This window comes from Bowmanella pacifica (assembly GCF_014645355.1).
Taxonomy (GTDB): Bacteria; Pseudomonadota; Gammaproteobacteria; order Enterobacterales; family Alteromonadaceae; genus Bowmanella; species Bowmanella pacifica.
In genome coordinates this window covers 219551-231570 of record NZ_BMLS01000005.1, presented here as the reverse complement: position 1 = coordinate 231570, position 12020 = coordinate 219551, and the positions used below count along the sequence as shown (strand labels likewise).

11 protein-coding genes are annotated in these 12020 nt (G+C 48.6%); 5 read left to right on the top strand and 6 right to left on the bottom strand.

The genetic code is table 11. From position 1 onward, the window contains the following. Nucleotides 1-107 precede the first annotated feature (107 nt). Entirely contained in the window at nt 108-1082 is a 975-nt protein-coding gene (gene cysB / locus IEX02_RS15530) for an HTH-type transcriptional regulator CysB (protein WP_188697159.1), read from the bottom strand. A gap of 202 nt (nt 1083-1284) precedes the next feature. On the opposite strand from cysB, the gene IEX02_RS15525 reads away from it, so the two are divergent. Together IEX02_RS15525 and IEX02_RS15520 are read left to right on the top strand one after the other, a co-directional pair. Further along, nucleotides 1285-1977 (top strand): sensor histidine kinase, encoded by a 693-nt coding sequence (locus IEX02_RS15525; protein WP_188697156.1) that lies wholly within the window; start codon nt 1285-1287, stop codon nt 1975-1977. Nucleotides 1978-2021: 44 nt separating this feature from the next. Next, the gene (locus tag IEX02_RS15520; protein WP_188697153.1) at nt 2022-2786 is read left to right on the top strand and encodes a hypothetical protein; all 765 of its coding nucleotides are present in this window, start codon (nt 2022-2024) and stop codon (nt 2784-2786) included. A gap of 10 nt (nt 2787-2796) precedes the next feature. On the opposite strand, the gene IEX02_RS15515 is transcribed toward IEX02_RS15520, so the two are convergent. Beyond that, nucleotides 2797-3729: a LysR family transcriptional regulator gene (locus IEX02_RS15515; protein WP_188697149.1), complete on the bottom strand. Its 933-nt coding sequence runs from the start codon at nt 3727-3729 to the stop codon at nt 2797-2799. Between the two features lie 128 nt (nt 3730-3857). On the opposite strand from IEX02_RS15515, the gene IEX02_RS15510 reads away from it, so the two are divergent. Together IEX02_RS15510 and IEX02_RS15505 are read left to right on the top strand one after the other, a co-directional pair. After that, the gene (locus tag IEX02_RS15510) at nt 3858-4559 is read left to right on the top strand and encodes a CoA transferase subunit A (protein WP_188697146.1); all 702 of its coding nucleotides are present in this window, start codon (nt 3858-3860) and stop codon (nt 4557-4559) included. Between the two features lie 10 nt (nt 4560-4569). After that, a complete protein-coding gene (locus IEX02_RS15505) occupies nt 4570-5226 on the top strand; it encodes a CoA transferase subunit B (RefSeq protein ID WP_188697143.1) in 657 nt (218 codons plus the stop codon). A gap of 177 nt (nt 5227-5403) precedes the next feature. Here the strand turns inward: IEX02_RS15505 and IEX02_RS15500 are convergent, their stop codons facing one another. The 3 genes from IEX02_RS15500 to IEX02_RS15490 form a co-directional block, all read right to left on the bottom strand. Then, nucleotides 5404-6000, bottom strand: a complete 597-nt coding sequence (locus IEX02_RS15500; RefSeq protein ID WP_188697141.1) for a PEP-CTERM sorting domain-containing protein — start codon at nt 5998-6000, stop codon at nt 5404-5406. A 233-nt stretch (nt 6001-6233) separates the two neighbouring features. Further along, a complete protein-coding gene (locus IEX02_RS15495) occupies nt 6234-7973 on the bottom strand; it encodes a putative bifunctional diguanylate cyclase/phosphodiesterase (protein WP_188697139.1) in 1740 nt (579 codons plus the stop codon). Beyond that, on the bottom strand, nt 7970-9538 hold the full coding sequence (locus tag IEX02_RS15490; RefSeq protein WP_188697137.1) for a methyl-accepting chemotaxis protein: 1569 nt from the start codon (nt 9536-9538) through the stop codon (nt 7970-7972). The genes IEX02_RS15495 and IEX02_RS15490 overlap by 4 nt, the downstream gene beginning before the upstream one ends. Before the next feature lie 250 nt (nt 9539-9788). On the opposite strand from IEX02_RS15490, the gene tcdA reads away from it, so the two are divergent. Then, nucleotides 9789-10583, top strand: a complete 795-nt coding sequence (tcdA, locus tag IEX02_RS15485) for a tRNA cyclic N6-threonylcarbamoyladenosine(37) synthase TcdA (protein WP_188697135.1) — start codon at nt 9789-9791, stop codon at nt 10581-10583. On the opposite strand, the gene IEX02_RS15480 is transcribed toward tcdA, so the two are convergent. Further along, entirely contained in the window at nt 10580-12010 is a 1431-nt protein-coding gene (locus tag IEX02_RS15480; protein ID WP_188697133.1) for a DUF418 domain-containing protein, read from the bottom strand. The genes tcdA and IEX02_RS15480 overlap by 4 nt on opposite strands. Nucleotides 12011-12020: the final 10 nt, after the last annotated feature.

Here is a 12020-nt window from a genome sequence, read left to right as displayed (position 1 = left end):
TGGCAGTTAATATCATCGAGTGTTAAGCCGTTTCTTTACCGGGCTTAAAAATGCATAAGGGGAGATATTCCTATCTCCCCTTATGCCTTAAAACAGTGAGCCCAAACTTATTTCACCGGCAAGGTGAGATCCTTAAACATCCGCTCAATATCGTCGTTGTTTTTCTGCATCATGGCTTTCTCTACCACATCTTTGGTTAAGTGCGGAGCAAAACGTTCAATAAAGTCATACATATAGCTACGCAGGAATGAACCTTTGCGGAAGCCTATCTTCGTGGTGCTGTATTGGAACAGATGGCTGGCATCAATCTTCACCAAATCCGCATCCAGTTTTTCATCCAATGCCATGGATGCTATCACGCCAATGCCCACACCCAAGCGCACATAGGTTTTAATCACATCGGCATCAGTGGCGGTAAAGACAATTTTGGGTTCAAGGCCAGCCCGGTTGAAAGCATCATCCAGTTCGGAGCGCCCGGTAAAGCCAAATACATAAGTCACCAGCGGATAATCTGCGATATCCTCAATGGCGATAGACGTGCGCTTTGCCAACGGATGTTCACGATTCACAATGATACTGCGATTCCAGTGATAGCAAGGCAGCATCACCAGGTCGTTATACAAATGCAGCGCTTCGGTGGCGATGGCAAAATCGGCTTCGCCTTTGGCGGCCAGATCGCTGATCTGTGACGGTGTACCTTGATGCATATGTAAAGAAACACGCGGGTACTTAGTCATAAAGCCTTTAATAACTTCAGGCAAGGCGTAGCGTGCTTGCGTATGCGTTGTGGCGATATTCAGCTTGCCCTGATCTGGCAAAGTATGCTCGCGAGCCACTGCTTTAATACTTTCAACCTTGGCCAGAATCTCGCGGGAAATATTAATCACATCTTTACCCGCTTCGGTCACATGGGTCAGATGCTTACCGCTGCGTCCGAAAATCTGCACGCCGAGCTCATCTTCTAGCATCCTCACCTGTTTGCTTATCCCAGGCTGAGAGGTGAACAAACTCTCGGCGGTGGCGGACACATTTAGGTTATTATTGAGGACTTCGACTATGTATCTGAGCTGCTGTAGTTTCATTAGGTGAGCGGAACCTTCTTCTGCACGTTGCTTATATGCAAAATATATATACTGATGGGAAAATTAATTCCATAAAATTTTAGATAAATACGCGGTTTTGTTCGTTTTCGGACGATAACCAATTGTCAGGCAAGGTAACTGGCTTTCCCTGCTGTGACATTATTGGTATAAATCAGAACATCTTTTCCGGGTAGTAGTGACCATGCCAACCTCATCAACGCTGATCGATTTCTCGTCTGTACTGGCAGCCGGGGTCCATGACATGAAAAATTCCTTGTTTCTGTTACTACAGTCCATTGAGAACCTCAGTCAGATGATGCCTCAAGGCAACCCAGAAATCAGCGAAAACCTGGCCAGCTTGCAATATGAGGCTTTTCGTCTGAATACCGGTCTGATGCAGCTGTTATCTTTATACCGGGCAGAAAAACAAAACCTTCCCATTAGCGTTGATGAGCATTATATCGGCGATATTGTTGATGATCTGCTGGCCACCAATGAAGGCTACGTTGCCAACAAAAAAATGCAGTTAGACGTTGATGTAGAAGAAGATGTTGCCTGGTATCTGGATGCCGACCTGATTAATGTGCTGCTCAATGACATATTGATCAACGCCTTGCGTTACAGCCAACATCAGTTAAAGCTGAGTACTTTTGAACAGGACGGTTATCTTTGCTTTCGTATCGAAGATGACGGTCCGGGATACCCACAAAGTATGCTGCTGGCCGGCAACAGTGCGATGCACGAATTTGATATTGCCAGCGGACGCACGGGATTGGGATTATTTTTTGCTCGCATGATAGCCCAGGCTCACAGCAATAACGGGCGTCATGGATCTATCCATCTGGAAAACGGTGGTATATTGGGCGGCAGTGTGTTTACCCTGAGATTACCTTAATATGCCCTGCCAAGCGGTTATAATAACAAGAAAGTGACGATTATATGTTTACCACTGTCATCATTTTGATCGTGGCTTTGGTCATTGTGGCCATAGTCATCAACGCCATTCAACAGCATAAAGAGCAGGTTGAAGCGGAAAGGCGTGCCGAATTGGCCAAGCAAAAATCTATTGTCGATGAGACTGAAGATGCGCTGATGGCCGCCGCACAGATGCCGGTTTCCCAGCAATTGATATTGATCTTGCACAAACGTGTGCACAACGCCCTGCAAACTATGTACGAACTCAACCCCAAGGCACTGGATATTAAACAGCGGGTGAAAGACGCTCAAGACCGGGTTGAGGCCACCAAGCCTGAACAACTGGCGCCCCCCAGTGACCATTTCCTGTTACCTGACAATGACAAGCAAATCATAGTGTTAATTCAGGGGATAAAGAAACTTCGTACCCTGCTTCGTTCAGAAAACTCCAAGGGTAAAGTAGACACTCACGTGTTTATTGAGGAAGACAAACGCCTGGAACGTTTGCAGTTGAAGGTCAACGTAGAAACCTTAGGAAAACGTGCTAGGGGTGCGATACAGAGTAATATGCTTGGTTCAGCCAGACAGTATTTTGAGAAGGCCATTGCCGCCCTCAGTGCCCAGCCCAATCCCGATGAGTATGTAATTAACAAGCGCCGAGAGCTTGAAGAACAATTACAGAGCATCAAAGACAATCTGCGCAACGCCAACGCAGCCGATCGAGCCAAGCGGCAGGATGCCGAGCGAGACGATCTGGATGAGTTATTTGCCCCTAAGAAAAAATGGTAACTCCGCTTAACTAAGGCGAGTTGTCTGACGCGGTCTGAACGGCAAAGTTCTCCAGCAGCAAAGTCAGAAACTGTGTGGCGGGTACCGATAGGTTACTGCGGATGCGCCGAATAACCCCAATTCGCTTAGCAGGCCCTTGATGTTGCAAAGGCACGCAGCACAATCCACGGCGCAGCATGTCTTCACGGCAAATAGCCGGCACTACAGAGACGCCAAGACCCGCAGCGACCAGTTGGCCGACAGTAGACAGCTGGCTCGCCTCTGCAACCATGTTAATACGTGCATCGGCTTGGTTTATCGCCTCTTCACACCAGGCCCGGATGGTAGACCCCCGATTCATTGCCACATAGCTTTGCCCCTGCAGATCGGGCCAGGTTAAGACGGACTCTTGACTGAGTGGATGTTCCGGATTGACCAATACCACAAAACTATCATCAACCAAGGGAATGAATTCCAATCCTTGCATATGCTGAGCCTCGAAGATAATCCCTAACTCCGCCCGACCATCCAGCACTGCCTCCATTACCCTTTCCATAACCACATCCAATAAGCTGATATTGATATTGGCATGCTGCTGATGAAACAGCTTTAACATGCGTGGCAATAAGCTATTGGCAAAGGACGGCATCGCAGCGATGGTCAGTTTGCCACGCTGCATGGCAAACAAGTTATGCAGGTCGGTAAAGGCCTCATCCCAGTCATGCAATAAACGCTGTGCAATAGGCAGGAACGCCCTCCCCTCTGGGGTCAACTCAACCATACGGGTACTGCGCGACAACAGGCTACCGCCGACCGTTTCCTCGAATTTACGGATAGCGATAGACAGAGCAGGTTGAGATAGATGCAAGCGAAGCGCCGCTTCAGCAAAGGAGCGACTCTCAGCGAGCTGAACGAAGATTTGCAATTGTCGGATAGAAATACTGCTAGGCGCCTGCTGATTCATAAATATTATTAATTAATTCTTAAATTAAATTGATTTTACATATTTACAACATTCCTCAATACTGAGGCAAGTGTCTGATAAGGTGATCCCTGATATTCAGGCAAATAATCATAAGACAGGAGAAGCAAATGGCAGGTTTTGACAAGGTGGTGTCCAGCTACGAAGAGGCCATGGCCGGACTGGAAGATAATATGACGGTGATCGCCGGGGGTTTTGGTCTATGCGGCATTCCCGAGGGCCTGATTGGCCAAATTAAAAAAATGGGGGTAACCGGTCTGACCGTAGTATCCAATAACTGTGGCGTAGATGGTTTTGGTTTAGGGGTTTTGCTTGAAGACCGACAGATCCGCAAAATGATTGCCTCATACGTAGGGGAAAACGCGCTGTTTGAAAAACAGCTCCTTAGCGGCGAGTTGGAAGTGGAACTCACTCCCCAGGGTACGCTGGCTGAGAAAATGCGAGCCGGCGGCGCCGGTATTCCGGCCTTCTATACCGCGACAGGCTACGGCACCCCTGTAGGTGAAGGCAAAGAAGTCCGTGAGTTCAATGGCAGACCCCATATTTTGGAGCCTTCCATCACCGGTGACTTTGCCATCGTCAAAGCCTGGAAAGCAGACCGTTATGGTAATTGCATCTACCGCCACACCGCACAAAACTTCAATCCCATGGCGGCCACAGCTGGCAAGATAACCGTAGTAGAAGTGGAAGAAATTGTTGAACCGGGGGACATTCCCCCCAGCCAAATTCATACCCCAGGTATTTATGTAAATCGCGTTATCAAAGGCAGCTTTGAAAAACGTATTGAACGCAAAGTCACCCGCAGCGCATAAGGAGAACATCATGGCCCTATCAAGAGAACAAATCGCCATGCGTGTGGCGCAAGAATTCAAAGACGGTAGCTATATCAATTTAGGCATTGGTATCCCTACCCTGGCGGCAAACTATGTGCCAGACGGTATTACGGTAATGCTCCAGTCGGAAAATGGCTTATTGGGTATGGGTCCCTATCCCACCGAAGAACAAATCGATGCTGACATGATCAACGCGGGTAAAGAAACCGTCACCGCCAGTACCGGTGCCTCTATTTTTAGTTCAGCTGAGAGTTTTGCCATGATCCGAGGTGGTCATGTGGACATTACTGTACTAGGTGCATTTGAAGTGGATCAAAACGGTAATATTGCGTCATGGATGATCCCTGGCAAGCTGGTCAAAGGGATGGGCGGCGCTATGGATTTGGTCGCCGGCGCGAAGAATATCATTGTCACCATGACCCATGCCGACAAACACGGCAATTCCAAGTTGCTGGACCAATGCACACTGCCATTAACCGGCGTAAATTGCATAAACCGCATTATCACCGATTTAGCCATGCTGGAAATTCGTGACAATGCTTTCCACCTACTAGAACGCGCACCAGGTGTAACGGTAGAGGAAATTAAGCAAAAAACAGCTGGCAAGCTGGTTGTGGACGGCGATGTGCCGGAAATGCAATTCTAATAGCTCTGAGTCACCCTAATCAGGCCAGTTATCACACTGGCCTTTTCTTCCTCGTAGCGAATAAATAATTCACCCAGCTACGCCTGTTTTCTCAGCTGGCGCAGCAAGTTCATTACCAAAACTGCCCATAAACTGCAGTCAGCCGAAAAAAAAGCCCTGTTAAAACAGGGCCATAAGTCATTGGAGAATGATTCTTTTGCGTCGACGCGTAGCCAGTAAAAAACTGCCAGCCAGCACCAACATTGCAGACGTGGGTTCAGGTATATCCTGCGTTACTCCCTGTGACTGCTTCGTTTCAATTTTGAACGTCGCACTTCCGCCACTGAACAAAAACACATCGGGACTGGCGCTGTAAGCTATATGCAGACTGTTATCAGTCATATTGATTACAGGGACTAATCCTTCTTGGGTCAGATTATTGGTTAAGAGTACGATATTGGCGATAGTTTCACCAGCCTGAGCGAACACAATGTTGCTCATCCAGGCATCAAAAGTTTGAAAATCCCAATCATCGCGGGAAGATAAAGTCAAAATAGAGGATATGGGATCAAAATCCATCCACACCCGACCGCCACTCCAACCATCAGGATTTTGCAGAAAATCGTCACTATCCAACTCAGCACCAGCGCCAATCTGCTTATCCAAACTTTGATATATCAAAGGCAAACCATTGCGATAGTCTGGCAGGTTAGACTCGGTACGAAAATCCGCACGTATCAGCGCAGCTTGGCAGGACAGGCTAAAAAGTGTCAAAAACAGGACAAATACTTTCATAAACATCATGAACCTCAAGTCAGTTTCCCGTTACAACCTTCTCGACATCCATGTGCATGGTAAATAAAGCATTAATCAGGCCAAAAAGTAACCCTATGTTTTTATTGAAATATAGTTGAGGACAGCGGAGCAACTTAGCAACACATGTAAAGTTTATTGACAAATAAAGGGCTGAGCTGTGCTCTGAAATTAAGACAGCTGGCGTGCGAAAATGTGACACGCCCCCATCAGCATTAATCTGGATTAAAATGCCAGGCAGGATAAGCCAGTAAAGCTAATAACTCCTGCATCGGCATGGGCCGGGCATATAAATACCCCTGCGACTGCTGACACCCCAGTTTCCTCAGTAACTCGTGCTGTTCAATGGTTTCCACCCCCTCCACCACCAGATTGAGAGAGAGGTCAGCAACCATCGCGGTGAGATTCTTTACAATACTGCTGGCTTTGTCGTTACTGGTAATATCTTGAATCAAGGAGCGATCGATTTTAACCGTATCCAGCGGCATATTTTTCAGGTGGCTCAAACTGGAATAACCACTACCAAAATCATCCAGCGCAATATGGAAACCCTGCAGTTTAAGTTCAGCCAGGATCTGGCTGGCCTTATCTTCGTTGTCCATCAACGCCGTTTCCGTAATTTCCAGCTCCAGTTCATTAGGATGCACAGCATAAGTAGAGAGGCAGCTTAGCAGCCAATCGCATAAATCAGGTTGGCACAGATGCCGCGCCGATAAATTAATCGATAAGGTAGGAAGACCATGACTTTGCGCGCGCAACCTAGGCATCAGTTTACAAAGTTGTAGAACCACCCAACGGTCAAGTTTAATGATCAAATCACTTTGCTCAGCGATAGGAATAAACTCGGCGGGAGAAATATCTCCAAGTTCATCATCCCGCCAACGAATCAATGCTTCAATACCTGTAAGCTGTCGGCTGTGCATGCTCCATTTAGGTTGAAAGAACAAATGCAAAGCATTGTCTTCCTGCACCATAGCCTGAGACAGACGTCGCAATATCTGATGTCGTCGCAGACTGGCTTGTCCATCCGACGGATTATAATAAGCAACGCAGTTTCCTCCCCGGCGCTTGGCATCTTGTACTGCCATTTCCGCGGCATTTAACAGGGTTTCACGCTTGTCCGAATCATGAGGAAAACAGGCAACCCCAATACTGGCACAGCAGGAAATCTGTTTATCGCCCAGGCTAATAGGCTGTCGTAATGCCTCCAGAATCGTCTCACACAGCATATCAGCGCCAGCATCGCGACTCTGATGCAACAACACAAAGTCATCCGCATACAAACGCACTAAGGTACCTTGCTCATCAATGATTTTCTTCAGCCTGAGCCCTTGCACTCTGACCACCAAATCACCAATAGTTAGCCCGTACTGCTCATTGATATGCCCTAACTGACTGGCGTCGACCCACAGAATCAGTAATTTGCTGCGCGTTGCTTTGGCATGAGCAAGTGCCTGAGGAAAGCGGTTAATCAACATATCCCTGCTTCCCAGCCCGGTCAGGCGGTCATAATGAATAAAATCAAAAGCATGAGTCTCGCGGGAAGGCCGTTCACTGAGATCTTGCATCATCCCCAAGTAATAACAAACCTCACCTGCGGGGTCTTTGATTTCTGTAATTTTTAACCATTGGCGATAGATGGCATTATCACGTCGCCGGTTCCAAATCTCCCCCTGCCAACTTCCCTGCTCAGCGATGGTCTGCCACATCTCCGTATAAAAAGATGCCGGATGCTGGGAAGAGCGAAATAGGGCCGGCGTCTGACCCAATACCTCGTCACTGGCATACCCGGTAATTCTGCAAAAGGTTTCATTGACCCGCAAAATACGTGCCTTTGCATCGGTTAACATCAGCCCATGGCTAGCATCATCAAATAGCACATCAGCAACATTTGGTAGCACATCATTTAGCGACTGCCCGCAAAAGCGTTGCAATGACATCACAGGCTCATTCATGCCATGCCCCGTTTTTGCAAGCTCAAGAAATGCTTAGCCAACATGTGCAGCTTTTCCACATCACTACCTAGCTGCTGTCCCTTCATTTGCGCCGAGCTGGCCGCTGCAGCTGAGCACCTGGCTTGCTCAAACAAGGCATCAGCACGTTTGTTGAGTGCTTCGAGGGTATCCAGCTGGCGGTTCGTTGACTGGTCGGTATGATGCGCCTGCTGTTTTATATCGCCGATGGCACACAGAATATCAGCAATGGACGTCACCGCGTCTTCTACAGCCTGATTTGTCGATTCAGACATCTTGGCTCCTTCTCCCATGCTGGTCGATGACACATCAACCGCCAACAACAACTGGTCGATAATAGCTTGAATCTCTTCTGTTGATTGTTGTGTGCGGCTTGCCAGTTCCCTGACTTCGTCTGCCACAACGGCAAAGCCTCTACCCTGCTCGCCAGCTCTGGCCGCCTCAATGGCCGCGTTTAATGCCAGCAAGTTTATCTTCTCTGCCACTTCCCGAATCACGTTGACAACCTGGCTGATACTGCCGCTTTGATGATTAACCTGCGTAAAGCCAGACTGCAGTCCCAACAACTGCTTATTTAACTGCGCCATGGCCTGGCGCATATTGCTTAATTGCCCTTCCCCCTGACGAGCAGCATTTTCAACATGACTGGAATATTCATTGGTGCGTCGAGACGAATCAGAGGTTTGATTTTGTGCATGCAGCATAGTGGCAAGATCGGCCAGCAACGCCTCAATATTTTGCTGTTGTTGCAAGCTTAAATCCGCAGCCTGACAAATATCACTGGCAGCCTGACTGCGCATATCCAACAAGTGTGCAGCGGTATTGCTAAGCCTGGCCATCAACGCTTCCAGTTCTTTGCGCTGTGAGTCATAGGCATGACGCAGATTGGCACTTATGTCGCGACGACCTGTGTATATATAGCCCATCAAGGGATTGATATCGGCATGTTGCAGTAGTGCTTTCAACTGTCTAAGTCCATTACTTTGTTTTATTCCATATGCGCCAAACAGCGGCCACAGTGACAATGTCAGCAAGGCTGCTACACCATGTCCAATAGATGCCTGTACCGCACTCGCTACAGGCAGACTAAGGGGTAATAACCAGCCCCAGGGTAACTCATAGTGCCAAGCAGGTGATAAACGTGCTGGCCATTTGGCATACACCTTAGCTGCCCGGTTTTTCTGCACTTCGGTCAGCGCGGTTCGAATAGATTGATATTCAACAATCTTCCCCTCAGAGAAGACCGGTGTGACATAGGCATCCACCCAGTAGTGATCGCCATCCTTACACCGGTTCTTTACCACTCCTCGCCAGGAACGACCGGCCTGAATCGTAGACCATAAGTCAGCAAAGGCTTCTTTGGGCATATCAGGGTGACGAATTAAATTGTGATTCTTGCCTAGTAGTTCCTCCTGTTGATAACCGGACACATCAACAAATGCCTGGTTAACGTAGGTAATGACTCCCCGGGGATCCGTAGTGGTAATTAAATAAAGTTCTGGTGAAAAATGCTTCTCTTGTTGCGTTACAGCCACACCTCGGCGCATAGCCATCCTCGATATAATTATTATTAAAAAAAGGACCAGATAATAGCGACGCGAACTCTTTCGATATTCGCACGAGAATTGTTAACTTCATGTAATAAAATATTCTCAGAGCCACAATAAAAAGTTGATCCAGATCAAGTTTTGATGAAAAAAACCACAATAACTAAAGGGTTATAGATATGGACAGCAGACAGTGCCTTGAGCAGGAATATGCTATAGTGCGCCCCCTGCAAATAAGGGTAACAATCTGATGAGTGAAGAGAGTCAGCGCTTTGGTGGAACAAGTCGGCTATATGGAAGCCAGCAAGCACTATGGCTAAGCCAGGCCCATTTTTGCGTGGTGGGCATAGGTGGCGTCGGTTGCTGGGTAGCAGAAGCCCTGGCGCGCACGGCGGTGGGTAAACTCACCCTGATTGACCTGGATGATATCTGCACCACCAACACCAACCGTCAGATTCATGCACTACAAAATACCGTCGGCCAAAGTAAGGTCGAGGTAATGGCGGAGCGCATCCGCCAGATTAATCCACAATGTCAGGTACATTGTGTTGAGGACTTTGTCACACCTGAGAATGTCCGCGATTATCTGCAAAAGTTCGACTATGTGATTGATGCCACAGACTCGGTAAAAGCCAAGGCGGCCATGATTGCTCACTGCAAGCGCAATAAAATACCGGTGCTGACTGTGGGTGGCGCGGGTGGACAAACCGATCCCACCCAAGTTAAGGTGACCGACCTGGCTAAAACCGTACAAGATCCGTTGGCGGCGAAGGTACGCTCACTGCTCAGACGCGATTACAGATTTACCGCTAACCCCAAACGCCGCTTTTCGGTGGACTGCGTGTATTCCACCGAGCAGTTGAAATACCCGCAGCAAGACGGCACGGTGTGTGCCGCCAAACAATTTCAGGATGGCAGTGTAAAACTCGACTGCAACTCGGGATTTGGTGCCTCGGTGGCCGTTACCGGGACATTCGGCTTTGTAGCGGCCGCTCGCTGTATCGAAAAATACCTAGAACGCTGTCAGAGGCAAGCCCAGAACTAACCCGTTGCAGCTTTTACCCTTCTAAAGGGTTGCCAGGCTTTATAGGTCAGGCAGCGCCATAGCCATTCCAGCGGCCCGAACTGAAAATACTTTAGCCACCAGGGGCTAACCAGCAGCTGGCAGGAAAGTAGCGTCAGAGCTATCAGCAGTTGCCAGGCTCTGTCGATTTGTCCATACCAGCCCAGGCCATAGCCGAAAAACAATAAGCTGAGCACCAGCGAATGAGTTAAATAATGGGTCAGTGCCATTTTGCCCATGGCCGCCAGCCCTCTTAGCCTTGCCAGCCAGCGGGGTTGACTGCAAAGCCATAACAATCCCCCCAGATACCCGGCACTCAGCACATATTGGCTTAAATAGTACAAGGAATAGGCCACCGCCCCTAACCAGGAGTCCAATTCAAACCCGGGAGCCCGCATAAGTATCAGCGCCCATAAACTCAAAGGTAAACCTATGCCGATTCCCCCACAGCAAAGTATCTTCCATACTCTTGAATAGCGCTGATAATTTTCTATCATACCGCTCCCCTGCAGCGCATAGCCGAGCAAAAACAGCGGAAAAATCGCCAACAGGATGTTAATTAGGCTAAACGGAAACTCCGCTGTTGCCTGTTGCAAACGGAACGCGCTAGCTTGCAAAAATGTCCCTTGCCCTAAAACTTGTATTTCCTGCCCAAGCTCAAGGGCATTTTGCTTAAGCTCCTCGGCGCGCAGTCGGGCATCCAATTCGAGCAGCTGTGGCTCGGATAACTTGGTGCTGTTTTCATCGACAGGCATAGGCGTCGCGCCTGACATCAGCAGCTTAGCTCTGGCCTCTACCGCCTGCTCGTATTGCCAGTCCTGCTCATGCTGATTGCCGGTATTCTGAGTACTAAACAGTAAAGCTGCCAACAACAGCAGCACACTGGGCGTCCCTAGCCACCAAAGCGCGACGCGCAGCTGGTTGTGAGGCCGCTGCAAATCCTGCAGATAGCCCTTATCAAACAGCCACACCATACCCAGCAAGATAAACCCCGCCATGGCATAGCTATGCAGAATATCGCCACTCCATAGGAACACCAGATGCAGCAAACCGAACAGGAAAAGTACCGTCAAGCGCCGTGAAAACCAGGCAAAATAGTCGCGTCCAGTCGCCTTGCCGTGGCGCAACATAATCGCAAAGCCCATACCAAATAGCAGGGAAAATAAGGTATAAAATTTACCTTCAACAAATAACCTTACAAACCACGCAGCGGCTAAGGCCAGCCCCTCTTGTCCTTGCTCCCATTGGCCGAGCTCAGATACTGGCCGATTAAACCACTCGATATTCATCAGCAGGATCCCCCACAAGGCGAAGCCTCGTAAAATATCCAAAATGATCAAGCGTTGTGTCTCCGCAACCGGACCCGGGGAGGAAGAAATGGTCGATGGATTGGCAAACTGATCTGTCATACCTGGCTCC